General features: G+C 53.0%; 11 protein-coding genes and 2 tRNA genes. 9 read left to right on the forward strand and 4 right to left on the reverse strand.

The window, feature by feature from the left end; genetic code table 11:
• Positions 1–188 precede the first annotated feature (188 nt).
• Positions 189–875: a SapC family protein gene (locus tag ON072_RS20175; protein ID WP_261752886.1), complete on the reverse strand. Its 687-nt coding sequence runs from the start codon at positions 873–875 to the stop codon at positions 189–191.
• A gap of 624 nt (positions 876–1,499) precedes the next feature.
• Here ON072_RS20175 and ON072_RS20180 point away from each other — a divergent pair.
• From ON072_RS20180 to ON072_RS20205, 6 genes are all read left to right on the forward strand, one after another.
• Positions 1,500–4,202, forward strand: a complete 2,703-nt coding sequence (locus tag ON072_RS20180) for a family 20 glycosylhydrolase (protein ID WP_062793989.1) — start codon at positions 1,500–1,502, stop codon at positions 4,200–4,202.
• A gap of 416 nt (positions 4,203–4,618) precedes the next feature.
• A complete protein-coding gene (gene nagK / locus ON072_RS20185) occupies positions 4,619–5,572 on the forward strand; it encodes an N-acetylglucosamine kinase (RefSeq protein ID WP_208134178.1) in 954 nt (317 codons plus the stop codon).
• Positions 5,569–6,567 (forward strand): glucosamine-6-phosphate deaminase NagB-II, encoded by a 999-nt coding sequence (nagB-II, locus tag ON072_RS20190; RefSeq protein WP_146508545.1) that lies wholly within the window; start codon positions 5,569–5,571, stop codon positions 6,565–6,567. Before nagK ends, nagB-II begins: the two co-directional genes overlap by 4 nt.
• A gap of 49 nt (positions 6,568–6,616) precedes the next feature.
• Positions 6,617–7,762, forward strand: coding sequence for an N-acetylglucosamine-6-phosphate deacetylase (gene nagA, locus ON072_RS20195; protein ID WP_261752887.1), 1,146 nt, complete (start codon positions 6,617–6,619; stop codon positions 7,760–7,762).
• Positions 7,763–7,853: 91 nt separating this feature from the next.
• On the forward strand, positions 7,854–8,999 hold the full coding sequence (nagX, locus tag ON072_RS20200) for a transmembrane glucosamine N-acetyltransferase NagX (RefSeq protein ID WP_101059062.1): 1,146 nt from the start codon (positions 7,854–7,856) through the stop codon (positions 8,997–8,999).
• A gap of 214 nt (positions 9,000–9,213) precedes the next feature.
• The gene (locus ON072_RS20205) at positions 9,214–10,530 is read left to right on the forward strand and encodes a sugar MFS transporter (protein WP_107005748.1); all 1,317 of its coding nucleotides are present in this window, start codon (positions 9,214–9,216) and stop codon (positions 10,528–10,530) included.
• Between the two features lie 574 nt (positions 10,531–11,104).
• Here ON072_RS20205 and ON072_RS20210 read toward each other — a convergent pair.
• From ON072_RS20210 to ON072_RS20220, 3 genes are all read right to left on the reverse strand, one after another.
• Positions 11,105–11,872: an EAL domain-containing protein gene (locus ON072_RS20210; protein ID WP_107110957.1), complete on the reverse strand. Its 768-nt coding sequence runs from the start codon at positions 11,870–11,872 to the stop codon at positions 11,105–11,107.
• Positions 11,873–12,076: 204 nt separating this feature from the next.
• A tRNA-Thr gene (locus tag ON072_RS20215) sits at positions 12,077–12,152 on the reverse strand.
• 7 nt (positions 12,153–12,159) lie between these two features.
• A tRNA-Phe gene (locus ON072_RS20220) sits at positions 12,160–12,235 on the reverse strand.
• Positions 12,236–12,611: 376 nt separating this feature from the next.
• Here ON072_RS20220 and ON072_RS20225 point away from each other — a divergent pair.
• From ON072_RS20225 to ON072_RS20235, 3 genes are all read left to right on the forward strand, one after another.
• Positions 12,612–13,160 (forward strand): cytochrome b, encoded by a 549-nt coding sequence (locus tag ON072_RS20225; RefSeq protein ID WP_261752888.1) that lies wholly within the window; start codon positions 12,612–12,614, stop codon positions 13,158–13,160.
• Between the two features lie 4 nt (positions 13,161–13,164).
• Positions 13,165–13,740: a YceI family protein gene (locus ON072_RS20230; RefSeq protein WP_109248991.1), complete on the forward strand. Its 576-nt coding sequence runs from the start codon at positions 13,165–13,167 to the stop codon at positions 13,738–13,740.
• Between the two features lie 164 nt (positions 13,741–13,904).
• Positions 13,905–14,240, forward strand: coding sequence for a thioredoxin family protein (locus ON072_RS20235; protein ID WP_025887540.1), 336 nt, complete (start codon positions 13,905–13,907; stop codon positions 14,238–14,240).
• The last annotated feature ends 108 nt before the right edge of the window (positions 14,241–14,348 follow it).

Below are 14,348 nucleotides of genomic sequence, written 5' to 3' on the forward strand. Positions count from 1 at the left end.
CAATAACTCTCCAACCGTTTTCATTTCCAGTCCACGCTAATCTGCGATGAACCAAATATATGTGTATATCTGTAGCTTCAAATGACTCTGTTTTGGAAGAATTGTACTCTAGTGCGGCCCCTTGCACAGGTAAGACAGTGAGCCAATAAAAAGGCTGCTAAGGCAGCCTTCTGATCTCTGTACTGGGATTAATCCAGCAGCAAGTCGATTTGGTTCAGCGAGCACAGGTGAGCATAAACCGGTGAGTAGACGCCGCGCTTGGCAAATTCCAGTTTAACCTCATCGCTCAGGGCGTTGAGCTTTTGCTCATCGACGATATAGAGGCCATCTATATTGCTCTTTTCACCCTGTTTGTTGGTTACTGTCAGAGTCTTGGGTTGCAGTAATTCATGGCTGGTCAGGGTCTTGACGAACTGCTTGGTGATTTCACGGTACTCAATCAGGTTGCCGATAAATTCGATGCGGTTTTTCAGGAATTCGGTCTGCTCACCGGTTTCGGTAAACAGGGCTTCGCCCTTGTCTTCGCTGACATGCTTGCTGTTGATATCGATACCGATAAGTACATTTTCCTGGCTGGAGTCACCGGCGGCAAAAGGTTGCATCCGGCACTGCATTGGCAGGTAACGTCGGGTCCAGGTGTTGTCCTTGATAAAGCAGTTGCTCTCAGGTTTCAGAGAGGTGATGGCAACCGGCTGGAATTCTCCACTTTGGCTGTTCTTGGCGAAAATGATCGGGAAGCTGGTGGCGGCAGGCAAAAATTCCTGCACCAGCAAGGGCAACATATGGTGCTTCTCAAATTCGCTGAAATCTATGCCTGGAGTGACTTTCAGAGCCTTGTGTGCGCCGTTGTTGAGCGGGACGTATTGTGCTGTCATTGTCTTTTTATCCTTGTTGTTATTTGAGGTTCCGTCAGCCAATCAACTGACGCACCGGAAAATAAATCGTCACTGAAATATCGGCGCCAGAACCGCTTCTTCGGTTGTATTAGTACCGCAAACCAGTAAAAAGTTCAGCTTGAGACTTATTGGCTTGTGACCCCAAGCATGCTGCGGATGTTAACAGTGGTCAAACTGGATGTCATTGTTAAAAATATGTTCGCAAGCGCTGTTTTCAAGAGGGCTTGGGAAAATAAAAATTGTCAAAAAAATGTAGAAATAAGGTTTGTACTTGTGTATGTTTATAAATGACAGCGTTGTCATTGCTTGTGTGACTATTGTGTCTATGGCCATGTTGTCTTGTAAGGTCTGCATGTCGAGGATGAGGTCTCCTTTACATGCCTTCCACAGTTGAGTATCTGTCGGGCGGCTGCGCAACTGTGTTTTCAATACTGTAGTCTCTCCCCGGAAACTAGAGTGGGCTGGGTGCTGATTTCAGTACCTGGCCATTTTTTTATCCCGGTTGTCACTCAACATAGCTTGTTAAGGTGACAGCCACTGCTTGAGTCGATAGGGAATATGGCATCATGGTGAAAACAATAATAAGGACAGGAGAGTAACGGAATGAAGTTAACTATCGCGGCGTTAGCCATTGCCTTGAGCTTGGGGCTGACGGCTTGTTCTGACAAGCCGCCGGCAACCGGGACTGAACCAGGGCAGAGCCAAGCCGGTTCTTCGTCAAAAGCCTCGAACGAAGATCTGACTCAGAATAAGCTGCATAGCTTTGCCCAGAGTTTGCAGTTGAAATATGCCGTGCTGTCCAATGTGCCGGATGACAACTGCGACCCGAGCCGTGCCGAAGGCCGCTGTTTCCAGGCGCAAATCCGCCTGACTCCGAGCGAAGATCTCAGCGCTTCTGACTGGGCCATCTATTTTAGCCAGATGCGTCCGGTACTCTCGGTTGCCTCGCCTGAGTTTCATATAGAGCATATTCAGGGCGATCTGCATCGTCTGACGCCAACAGCCGCTTTCGGCGGTTTCAAAAAGGGTGTCAGCGAAATCATCAATTTTCGCGGTGAGCTGTGGCAGCTGTCGGAAATTGATGCCATGCCCAACTATTACATGGTGGTTGAGGGGCTCAAGCCGGAGGTCATCGCCAGCACTGAAGTTAAGCAAGACCCGGATACCGGGCTTGAGTTGCTTCCCTATGTGCAGCCTTACACGGATGCCGAGAAACAATATCGCCGCAGCTCACAGGATAGGCTGCCCTGGGATACCGCCAGTGTCGTCTTCGGCCAAAATGCCGATACTCCCGATGATGCCGGCCTTGCGGTGGCAAGCCTTATTCCTAAGCCGGATTCAGTGACTTGGCTTGAACAAACCCCTGTCACCCTCAATGCCGGGATTAAGCTTAACCCGAGCCACATAGCTAACGGAGTCGAGCTGCAATCACTTGAGGCGGCGCTCTTGCGCCTACAAAGGTTGGGTGTCAGCCAGAGCGAACAAGGATTGGCGCTTAACTTACTGCCACTTGAGGGAGGGCAAAGCGAGCACTATCGACTCGAGATTGAGGCCGGCGGAATTAACCTGGCCGCCGCAGACGCCGCGGGTTATTCCTATGGCTTGGCGAGTCTTGCCGCCTTGCTGCAGTTGCCTGCCGATGAGACCCAATCAATAGCACTGCCACAGCTGCGCATTCAAGATGGCCCCAGATACCCGTTTCGCGGCATGCATCTGGATGTTGGCCGCAACTTCCATTCCAAGGCGTTTGTGCTGAGCCTGCTGGAGCAGATGGCGGCCTATAAGCTCAACGTATTGCATTTGCACATGGCCGACGATGAAGGCTGGCGCCTGCAGATCCCCGGTCTGCCGGAGCTGACCGAGATTGGCAGCAAACGCTGCCACGATCTCGATGAAAACCGCTGTTTGCTGCCGCAACTGGGCAGTGGCCCCAATCCTGAGACTCAGGTCAACGGGTACTACACGACCCAGGACTATATAGACATTCTCAAGTTTGCCGCCGCAAGACAGATCCAGGTGATCCCGTCGATGGATATGCCGGGGCACTCCCGCGCCGCCATCAAATCGATGCAGGCACGTAGCCGCAAGCTATTGGCTCAGGGCGACAGTCAGGCCGCCAGCCAATACCTGCTGGCGGATCCCGAGGATGCCACTGTTTACAGCTCTATTCAGTATTACAACGACAACACGCTCAATGTCTGTATGGAGTCCAGTTACACCTTTGTCGCCAAGGTGATAGATGAAATTGCCAAGCTGCATCAGGCCGCCGGAGTACCGCTTAAGCGCTACCACATAGGTGCCGATGAGACCGCCGGTGCCTGGCTCGACTCGCCGGCCTGTGAACGCTTTATTGCGGCCAATTCGCAGCGGGTGGCCGACAAATCTGCCCTCGGCGCCTACTTTATTGAGCGGGTATCGCAGATGCTGGCCGAGCGCGGCATAGAGGCGGCCGGTTGGAGCGATGGCATGAGTCACGTCAACCCGGCCAATATGCCGAGTCCGGTGCAAAGTAATATCTGGGACATAGTCGCCCACGGCGGCTTCAAACGGGCGCATGCCCAGGCCAATCTCGGCTGGGATACTGTGCTGTCCAACCCGGAAGTACTCTATTTCGATATGCCGCCGGCGGCCGATCCGAAAGAGCCCGGCTATTACTGGGCCAGCCGCAGCAGCAACAGTCGCAAGTTGCACAGCTTTATGCCGGATAACCTGCCGGCCAATGCCGAGCAGTGGGGCGATATTGAGGCCAGGCCTTTTATTGCCGATGACACAGAGCAACTCAGCCCACAAGGAAAGCGTCTCAGCGGCCCAATGGCGCCGGGCAGGGGCTTTATTGGCCTGCAGGGGCAACTCTGGAGCGAGACGATTCGCAGCGACACGACCGCAGCCTATATGATTTTCCCTCGCCTCTTGGTTTTGGCGGAAAAGGCCTGGCATAAGCCGGACTGGGAACTGGCTTACCGGCATCAGGGGGCAAGTTACAGCCAGGATTCCGGTTACTTCGTTGCCGAGCAGCGAAAGGCGCAGGCAGAGGATTGGCATCGACTGGCCAACATCCTGGGGCATAAGGAGCTGGCCAAGCTGGATAAGGCCGGAGTGCATTACCGTTTGCCGCTGCCGGGCGGCAGAATCAAGGATGGCAAGCTTGAGGCCAATATCATCTTTCCCGGGCTCAAGATCCAATATCGCCGACCAGGAGCTGAATGGCAGGAGTATCGCGGCCCTGTGGCAATTGCAGCGCCGCTTGAGCTTCGCAGTGTCTCGCCCGATGGCCGCCGCTATAGCCGGGTTCAGCCACTGAATTAGTCTTTAAGCAGGTACTGATGTGGGCTGGCGTTAACAGATAAAGCCAGTCCACGCTGCCTGACTTATTTTAATGCCTGGTTTTAATACTTGAGTGGCGTTTAAGAGTGGTTAAGGAAGTCTGAGTCGCTCAAAGATAGTGGCTTGCTGAGTATTTATTGGTTAATTTTCAATATATTAGTTAAGCCTGAGTCCCAGCCATGAGTCGATTTATCTCTGCTGATTAAAAATAAATGACAACGCTGTCATTTTTAATGTAACATTAGTTTAACCACATGGTTAACGATAGCTTTAACTTGAGTCCGCTCAGTGGAATGTCACCGGGTTAATCCTGAAAGGCGCCTTACTGCAGCGATTTGTCAGTGTTCCGCCGCGCCAGATTGCGCCGTGACCATAAAAGAAACAGAAAGAGGTCTGCCATGGGGGAAAACCCGACACCGGATACACAAGTGTATATAGGGATAGACGGCGGCGGCAGTAAGTGCCGGGCAACCGTCTACTGCCAGCAAAAGGGTGTGCTGGGAACCGGAGTTGCCGGTCGGGCCAATCCTTTGCACGGTCTGAGCCAAACTTTCGACTCCATCATCAGTGCTACAGGTTTGGCCCTGGCCGATGCCGGTCTGCAGCAAGCCGATTGCGCCAATATGGTGGCCGGTCTAGGGCTTGCCGGTGTCAATATTCCCAGGCTTTATCAGGAGATCCTCGATTGGCGGCATCCCTTTGCGGCCATGTACCTGACCACAGATCTGCATACTGCCTGCATTGGTGCCCACCAGGGGGAAGATGGTGCCGTCATCATCACAGGCACAGGCTCCTGTGGTTATGCCCATGTGGGAGAACGGCAATTGTCTCTCGGTGGTCATGGTTTTGCTCTGGGCGATAAGGGCAGCGGCGCCTGGATGGGCTTGAAAGCCGCGGAGCAGGTGTTATTGTCGCTCGATGGTTTTGCGCCGCAAACAGCCCTTGGCGCCAAACTGCTGGCCCATTTCGGGGTGACAGATGCCCTGGGGATAGTGGAAAACCTCGCCGGACGCTCCTCCAGTTGTTATGCCGCCCTGGCGAGAATAGTGTTGTCCTGTGCGGCCGAGGGCGATGATACCGCTACCGCTATAGTTAGCGAAGGTGCCGACTATATCAGCCGGTTGGCACGGCGCCTGTTTGAACTCAATCCGCCGCGATTTGCCATGATAGGCGGCCTGGCCGAGCCGCTCAGGCCCTGGCTGGCCGACGATGTGGTCGAACGAATCGCCCCCGTGTTGGCGCCACCGGAAATCGGTGCCGTGCACTTTGCCATGCACCAACATCAAGACTCGCAATTTTCAGCCCGTCCGGCCGATGCCGGCGCATACGACTTAGCAAAGGTGAAACCATGACCCATACCATAATGGAGCGCGAGGCTCGCAGTGCTCCCGAAAAGATTGCCAACCAGTTGCAGGCCAATGACCAGTTAGCCCGAGAACTGGGGCAGCGGCTGCGCGAGTTTGCTCCCAAGTTTGTGATGATTGTGGGTCGCGGCTCTTCCGATCACGCCGGGGTATTTGCCAAGTATCTGTTTGAAATAGAAGCCGGTGTGCCTACCTTTGCCGCCGCGCCTTCGGTGGCCAGTGTCTATGGCAAGCGCTTGCAGTTGGCCGGTGGCCTGGTGATAGTCATCTCTCAGTCGGGACGCAGCCCGGATATTCTGGCCCAGGCCAAGATGGCCCGCGAAGCCGGTGCCTTTTGCGTGGCGCTGGTCAATGATGAAACTGCACCTATCAAGGACATAGTCGATCTTGTATTGCCGCTTCGCGCCGGAGAGGAGCAGGCGGTGGCCGCCACCAAGAGCTATTTGGCTACCCTGTCGGCGCTGCTGCAACTGGCCGCTGCCTGGACCCAGAGCCCTGGGTTGGCCCGCGCCATAGATGAATTGCCCCAGGCGCTGCAGGCGGCTGTGGATGCAGAACCTCAACTGACTGCCGAATCTTTGCAGCACAGCAACAACCTGGTAGTGCTGGGACGAGGACTGGGTTATGCCATCAGTAAAGAGATAGCGCTCAAACTCAAGGAAGTCTGTGCTATCCATGCCGAGGCCTTCTCCAGCGCCGAATTTCTCCACGGCCCTGTGACCCTGGTGGAGAACCACCTCAAAATAGTCGATGTCTGTGTGGCCGATGAATCCTATGCCAGTCATCTTGAGCAGATAGCCGAAGTCGGGCGCCGCGGCGCTGAGTTGGTTCACCTCAAGCAAACCGCCAATGAGGTTCATCCCAGAGTCGCGCCTCTGGCATTGCTGCAGCGTTTTTATATCGATGTGGCCGCTGTGGCCATAGCCAGAGGCATAGATCCGGATCAACCGGCCGGGCTTAAGAAAGTCACCCAAACCCTTTGATTAAAGTGGCCGGCGTGCCCAACCTGGATAACGCAGTGGAGAGCAGAGAATGACGCAAACCTTTATCGCTGAGCGCTTGTTCGATGGCAGGCAATATCATCACAATCTGAGCTTTGCCGTGGAGAACGGCCATCTGCAGGCCTTGGGCTCTGCGGCAGGTTCAGATGCTATCCGCCTGCAAGGCTTGGTTGTACCCGGGTTTATCGATGTGCAGGTCAATGGCGGTGGCGGCGCGCTGTTTAACGGCGAGCCTACACTCGAGTGTATCGCAACCATAGGCCGGGCCCACGCCAGGTTCGGCACCACAGGCTTTTTGCCGACCCTGATCACCGACAGGATCGAGGTGATGAACCGCGCGGCCGATGCGGTGGCCGATGCGATAGCCAGGCAAAGCACAGGGGTGTTGGGGATACATTTTGAGGGGCCGCACTTGTCTGTGCCGAAGAAAGGCGTGCATCCACAGCAGTATATCCGCCGAATTTCCGATGCCGAGCTGGCACTGTTCAGCCGTCAGGACTTGGGTGTTCGCTTGGTGACGCTGGCGCCGGAAAATGTGGCGCCTGAGGTTATCAGTGCCTTGGTCGAGGCCGGTGTCCGTGTTTGTCTAGGTCACTCCAATGCCGACTATGATACCGTGCGTTCGGCCCTGGCGGCCGGTGCCAGTGGTTTTACTCACCTCTACAACGCCATGTCGCCCTTGGGCTCCAGAGCGCCGGGTATGGTGGGCGCCGCCATAGAGGACGAGGCCAGTTGGTGTGGCCTTATCGTCGATGGTCACCATGTGCATCCGGCTGCAGCCAAGGTGGCCATCCGCGCCAAGGCCAAAGGCAAGATTATTTTGGTGACGGACGCCATGCCACCCGTGGGGTTGGATCAAGATGCCAGTTTTGAGCTCTTTGGTCAGCAGGTGCTACGCCAGGGCGACAGACTCAACGCCATCACAGGAGAGCTGGCCGGATGTGTGCTGGATATGAATACCGCGGTGCGAAACGCTGTCTCTCTGCTGGGGCTCAGTGTTGAAGAATCCATACGGATGGCGAGCGAGTATCCGGCGGCATTTCTTGGACTCGAGCAGCTGGGCCACTTGGCTGCGGGCAAACGTGCCGATTTTCTGGTGCTCGATAATGAACTCAAGGTGCAAAGCACCTATATCGGCGGTCAATTGGTTTACGCCGCCGAGGAAAGAGTGCAGTGAAGTAAGCCGTTGTGCCAAGAACACATTAACTGTCTTCACATAAGCAATGCAGCTTTTACCCGGATAAAGATAATAACAACAGGGAAGCCCTATGACTGAAAAGATAGCGGCGGCAACTGAGACCGCCAACAAGCCCAGGCTGATGTCGCTCGATGCGCTACGGGGCTTTGACATGTTCTGGATCCTCGGCGGTGAAGCGCTGTTTGCCGCCCTCTTGCTGCTGACTACTTGGAGTGGCTGGCGTTGGTTCGATGGCCAGATGCACCACAGCAGTTGGCATGGTTTTACCTTCTACGATCTTATCTTCCCGCTGTTTATCTTCCTCTCCGGCGTTGCCCTGGGTTTGTCTCCCAAGCGTCTGGACAAGTTGGCGTTTGCCGAGCGACTCCCAAAATATAAGCACGCAGTTAAGCGTTTGGCTTTACTGCTGTTTTTTGGCGTGCTCTACAATCACGGCTGGGGGACGGGCATGCCGGCGGCCCTGGATGAGATACGCTATGCCAGCGTCTTGGGGCGTATCGCCTTCGCCTGGTTTTTTGCCGCCATGCTGGTGTGGCACACAGGGCTCAGAACCCAGATCTATGTTGCAGTCGCTATCTTGCTGGGATACGCCATGGTGCAGCTGTGGCTACCGGTCCCGGGCGGCAGTGCCGGGGACTTTAGCGCCGCCGGTTCCATCAACGCCTGGGTAGACAGTCATTTCCTGCCCGGGATCAGTTACCAACATAAGCCTTATGATCCGGAAGGCCTGTTATCGACCCTTCCCGCAGTGGTCAATGCTTTGGCCGGTGTGTTTGTGGGCCGCTTTTTGCAGCAGCAAAGCTTTTCAGCCTGGGGCAGGGTGGGTTTGCTGTGTCTGGCCGGGCTTGTTTGTTTGGGGCTTGGCTGGCTGCTTAATCCTCTGATCCCGGTTAATAAAGATCTCTGGACCAGCAGTTTTGTGCTGGTGAGCAGCGGCTGGAGTCTGTTGCTGCTGGCGCTGTTCTACGCCGTTATCGATGTGCTTGGGCTGCGTTGGTTGGGTTTCCCCTTTGTGGTGATTGGTTGCAACGCCATCATCATCTATCTCGCTTCCAGTCTGGTTCAGTGGCGCTATAGCAGCGAAAGTCTGCTTGGTGGTTTTATCAATAGCGCCCCCGAGAACTGGCAGCCACTGCTTGGTGTATTGGCCATGCTCGGGGTGCAATGGTTGCTGCTCTGGTGGATGTATCGCAGGCAGTTGTTTATTCGGGTTTGAGGTTAGCTCGCCGAACAAGCGACATCTGCCTGATTTAAAATTAATGACAGCGTTGTCTTTTTTGTTGTTATGACGTAACTTTATTGAAACAAAGCCGTGTATAAAGCTGCCGCGGCATCAAGGTTTCAAGCGTTAAACACCACTCAAGATGGATGGGGCGCCGATAAATTTGGTTGCCAAACAATAAATTACTATAAGAAGCAGGTTTATGAACATGACAGTTGCTACCCCGGCTGACGCAGCCTCAAGAAGCAGTTTTCTGCCTATGACTATCGTAGGTGCGCTGTTTTTTATCTTTGGATTTGTGACCTGGTTGAATGGTTCATTGATTCCTTTTCTGCAAATCATCTGTGAGCTCAATGAGTTTCAGGCACTGTTTGTCACCTTTGCCTTCTACATCGCCTATACCGTGATGGCGCTGCCCATGTCGTCGATCCTGCGTCGCACCGGCTATCGCAATGGCATGGCGGTGGGGCTGGGGATCATGGCCGTTGGCTCTGTGCTGTTTATTCCTGCCGCCTTCAGCGCCAACTTTTTAATGTTCCTGCTGGCGCTTTTTGTACTGGGAACCGGCCTGACCATTTTGCAGACGGCGTCCAACCCCTATGTGGTGCATATTGGTCCTAAGGAGAGCGCCGCCATGCGGATCTCCATTATGGGGCTGATTAACAAGGGCGCCGGGGTGATAGTGCCTATTCTTTTTACCGCTTTGGTATTGGCTGATCTGGAAGGCTTCACCGCCGGGCATCTGGCTGCCATGGCCCCGGCCGAGCGAGAAGCCCAAATAAGCGAACTGTCTGCGCGCCTGGTGATGCCCTATATCTATATGACGCTGGCGCTTGTGGTACTGATCGCACTGGTGAAGTTTTCTGCTTTGCCTGAAATCGCCTTTGAGGGAGAAGAGGAAGAGCACGCCGACAAGAGCGGTATAGTGCATTTCCCTCAGGTGATCCTGGGCGCCATAGCCATCTTTGCCTATGTGGGGGTTGAAGTGATTGCCGGTGATACCATAGGCCTCTATGGTGCCAGCCTTGGCGTCAACAATTTCGCATCCCTGACCTCTTACACCATGGTGTTTATGGTTATCGGCTACCTTTTGGGGGTTAGTTGTATTCCACGTTTTATCAGCCAGGAAAAAGCTTTGCTCGCCTCGGCATTGGCGGGTATTGCTTGCATCTTTGGCATCATCTTCTCATCGGCCGAGAGCCATGCTATCTCGTCGCTGCTGTGGGGGTGGAGCGGTATTCCAACTATTCCGGATACAGTCACCTTCGTCGCCATGATGGGCCTGGCTCACGCTCTGGTTTGGCCCTCTGTGTGGCCGCTGGCGCTGGAAGGGCTGGGCAAGTACACGGCCCAGGGTTCGGCGCTGCTGATCATGGGTATTTCAGGTGGCGCCATACTGCCGCTGATATTCGGCAAGATTGCCCACTTCAGTGACAATGTGCAGTTGGGTTACTGGATAGGCTTGCCCTGTTATCTGTTTATCCTCTTCTATGCGCTGAAAGGCCATAAGATGCGCAGTTGGTAACAGCGAGAGTTTAGCCCTCCTTGGTGACTTAACTGCTCATGGTCGGTAATAGCCGTTTGCTTCAATTCCCCGAGCCTTTTGGCTCGGGGATCTCGTCATAGCTGATGTCTCAGCCACGAACCCAAACACTCTTGTGTCATAAAGAAGTCAATGACGGCTGGCTCAAGCCCGAATGGCTTTTTCATCGCAGTCGAAAGGCGTTGACCACTATCAATATCGAGGTCGCGAAATAGGGATTGGGGTTAACCCGGTTACAGCTTGAGGTACTGGCGATACGCTGGTTTTTTAAACCCATCATCCAGGAAGTGAGCTATGGCATTTACCCACTTAAATCTTTGAGCATAACCATCAAGTGTTATTACGCGACCCATTGTCTTCGCCCTGAAAAATTGGCAAGAATCATAAGGCAATGATCTTTAAATTGAAATTTACGGTAGCAAAAATTACTCAGGCTGAAAGGCGTGTATAGATGTAGTTTGTGTTTGGTTTTTGATAGAGGCACAAGTCCCCATGAATAGGGGGCTCGTAGGTGACTAACAGAGGGTATGAACAAAGGGCACTACAAACCTGTGGCTTAGAGATTGGAGAAATCGACCTGGGGCAAGCTCTCAAAACCCGGGTGGGCAAAAAGGTAGCCCTGCATCAGTTCGATTCCTGCTGTTTTGAGCCAAAAACATTCTCCTTGGGTTTCTATTCCCTCGGCCAAAGGGATGATGCCCAAATCCTGAAACATGCTCAGGCAATGTGTCACTATCGATTGGCGAACTTTGTCTGTATCTATATTCCGGATTAACGCCATATCAAGCTTTATGATATTGGTCTGAAAATTTGCCAGTAGATCCAGCCCTGAATACCCGGAACCAAAGTCATCTATGGCGGTTATGAAGCCCAGGGCTCGATAGCATTCCACAATACGTTTAACGTGATTGCTGTCTTCAATCTTCTCTACCTCAGTGAATTCAAACATGATCCTCTCGGTAGGGAAGTTGTACTTTTTGGCCGCTTCCAGAGTGGTTCGAATGCAGCGCTCGGGTTTATATACGGCATTGGGGAGAAAGTTGATACTCAACATGGAGTCTATGCCAAGCCGCGAGGCCAGCGAGATGGCTTTTATCCGGCACATCTGATCAAAGATATAACGGTTGTGGTCGTTGACCTTGGAAAATACCTGGCCTGCCGCCTCATTGTTTAATCCCCTAACCAGTGCTTCATAACCAAACACGCTGTTATTTTTGATGTTTATTATGGGTTGAAAAGCCATTGAGAAATCAAACCCCAACTCCTTTTTGTTTAGGCAATTACTGCAGGAGTGAATTTCATAACTTGCTGTTCCTTCAAGCATTAAAATGACCTTTTCGAGTGTTTATCCTTAAGGTTAGCTGGCTTTTTATGCTTAAGCAAAGCGGCTTTAGGTTAAGCCATGAGTTAGCGCAAAGAGAGAGGGAAAGGGCGGTCTGCCGTAGAAATCGGGTAAAACCATGGCTGAAGTCAGCGGGAATGATATAAACAAAAACGCCACTCAGTGAGTGGCGTTTTTGTTGTTTCATGGTGCCGGCACCAAGAGTCGAACTCGGGACCTACTGATTACAAGTCAGTTGCTCTACCAACTGAGCTATGCCGGCTAAATTGTGGTGCCCGAACCCGGAATCGAACCAGGGACACGCGGATTTTCAATCCGCTGCTCTACCAACTGAGCTATTCGGGCAACTGAACTGAGTGTCAGTCATCTACTTCGAACCGGGAGTTAAGGCCCGTGTCGTTTGGAGTGCGCGTATAATATAGTTCTGAATTTTTTCCTGCAAGTGCTTTTTCCGCATAAATCCTGTGTTCGCTCAGTTAATGCTCAGAATTGGGCTTTTTGAGCTGAAATCAAACTGATATCGCTTGAAAAGCCAGCAGGCCGCCTATTGCATCAAACTATCTTTGCCGCAATCTGCCGTGTTACCCGCATCACTGTGGCTCTTTAAGCCCACCTTTTGTCCTACTTTCTAAAATTTCGAAAGAAATGGCCAATATTTAATGATTTTAGTTTTCATTTAGCCTCCATATGATGAGCTTAAGACATAGCTTAAGGATAGAAAATGCTTGCCAACACTCGTCAGGGCTACGGCCTTGTCAGCATTTTGGGCCACTGGTTATCGGCCATTGCCGTGATAGGCCTGTTTGGGCTCGGCTACTGGATGGTTGATTTGACCTATTACAGTGCCTGGTATCAGAAGGGGCCGCATCTGCACAAGAGTATCGGTATTTTGCTGTTGGCGCTTACCCTGGTCAGATTGTTGTGGAAACTGCTGAGCCCGTCGCCACAGGCGATACCGGACAAGCCTTTACTGCAGAAGGCGGCCCGTTTGATGCATTGGGGACTCTACCTGTTGCTGCTGCTGATTATGTTGAGCGGCATATTGATCTCCACCGCCGATGGCCGGGGTATCACGGTATTTGACTGGTTTGAGCTGCCGGGTGTCGGTGAGCTGTTTAACAATCAGGCCGATATCGCCGGGGCGATACATAAATACGCCGCCTATAGCTTGATAGCCTTGGTGGTGCTGCATGCCTTGGCGGCGCTGAAACACCATTTTATCGATAAAGATCAGACACTCGTCAGGATGATTAAACTCAAGAGAGGATAGCAAAATGAAAAAGACCCTGTTTGCCGGTTTGCTTGGCAGCGCCCTGTTATTGCCTTGCGCCGTGAATGCCGCCGACTATGTGATTGATACCCAGGGCGCCCATGCCTCTATCAACTTTAGAGTCAACCATCTTGGCTATAGCTTTGTGGTCGGGCGTTTTAACGAATTTGAAGGCAGCTTCAGCTTTGACAAGGCCAACCCGACAGATGCCAAGGTGAATGTGACCATCAACACCCAAAGCCTGGATTCAAACCATGCCGAGCGGGACAAGCACCTGCGTTCGGCCGACTTCATCAATGCCGGCAAGTATCCCAAGGCCAGCTTCAAGTCTACCAAGGTGGAGGACAAAGGGAATGGCGAATTGGCGATTACCGGTGACTTTACCCTCAATGGGGTCACCAAGCCGCTGACCATAGATGCCAAGGCTATCGGCGAAGGGCAGGACCCTTGGGGGGGGTATCGCGCCGGGTTTGTCGGCTCTACCGAGTTTGCCCTTAAGGATTACAAGATTACTACCGATCTGGGCCCGGCTTCCACTCACGTCAAACTCGACCTGGTTGTTGAAGGGGTTAAGCAGTAACCCACAATAGTTTTTACAGAAGGCGCCGTCGGCGCCTTTTTCTTTTTGGCCTGTAAACTGGCAGCGAAAGTCACCGAAAGTCAGCGCCGATATGGCACAATGAGCGCCAATACAAACAATAGAGCCCGGGTAGTTGGGCCGCCGGTGAGTTGTGAGCTGAAACCATGTTGAATATCGAAACCCTTGAGCAGCTTAAACAACTGCTCGAAAGCCAACCCGCGGTATTATTGCTGTTCGGCGGCGAGCATTGCGGCGTGTGTCAGGCGTTGAAGCCCAGAATAAGCGCCATGTTGGCCGACGAGTATCCACTATTGCAGGCGGCCTATATCGATTGTCAGGGCGCTGGCCAGCAGCTATCCGCCCAGATGAGTATCTTCAGTCTGCCCGTGGTGCAGGTCTATTTTGACGGCGAAAAGTTTGCCGAGTTGCAGCGGGTATTTTCTCTGGCGGATCTGCGAGAGGCAATCGACAGGCCCTATCGGCTCAGTTTTGAGTCTTAGGGAAAATAATCGACAGGGCTTTCTCTTATTGAGTTCGGAGCTAAGGAAGGTGTGAATAAGTCCTCGTGGCCTTCTCTTTTGTAGAGAGTGGCTTGCACAGCAATTGGC

It is taken from the genome of Shewanella sp. K8 (assembly GCF_028823715.1).
Taxonomy (GTDB): Bacteria; Pseudomonadota; Gammaproteobacteria; order Enterobacterales; family Shewanellaceae; genus Shewanella; species Shewanella algae.

Coding starts and splice junctions, on each gene's coding strand:
- ON072_RS20175 (WP_261752886.1), bottom strand. CDS start 875: ATGACAGCACAATACGTCCCGCTCAACAACGGCGCACACAAGGCTCTG.
- ON072_RS20180 (WP_062793989.1), top strand. CDS start 1,500: ATGAAGTTAACTATCGCGGCGTTAGCCATTGCCTTGAGCTTGGGGCTG.
- nagK (WP_208134178.1), top strand. CDS start 4,619: ATGGGGGAAAACCCGACACCGGATACACAAGTGTATATAGGGATAGAC.
- nagB-II (WP_146508545.1), top strand. CDS start 5,569: ATGACCCATACCATAATGGAGCGCGAGGCTCGCAGTGCTCCCGAAAAG.
- nagA (WP_261752887.1), top strand. CDS start 6,617: ATGACGCAAACCTTTATCGCTGAGCGCTTGTTCGATGGCAGGCAATAT.
- nagX (WP_101059062.1), top strand. CDS start 7,854: ATGACTGAAAAGATAGCGGCGGCAACTGAGACCGCCAACAAGCCCAGG.
- ON072_RS20205 (WP_107005748.1), top strand. CDS start 9,214: ATGACAGTTGCTACCCCGGCTGACGCAGCCTCAAGAAGCAGTTTTCTG.
- ON072_RS20210 (WP_107110957.1), bottom strand. CDS start 11,872: ATGCTTGAAGGAACAGCAAGTTATGAAATTCACTCCTGCAGTAATTGC.
- ON072_RS20225 (WP_261752888.1), top strand. CDS start 12,612: ATGCTTGCCAACACTCGTCAGGGCTACGGCCTTGTCAGCATTTTGGGC.
- ON072_RS20230 (WP_109248991.1), top strand. CDS start 13,165: ATGAAAAAGACCCTGTTTGCCGGTTTGCTTGGCAGCGCCCTGTTATTG.
- ON072_RS20235 (WP_025887540.1), top strand. CDS start 13,905: ATGTTGAATATCGAAACCCTTGAGCAGCTTAAACAACTGCTCGAAAGC.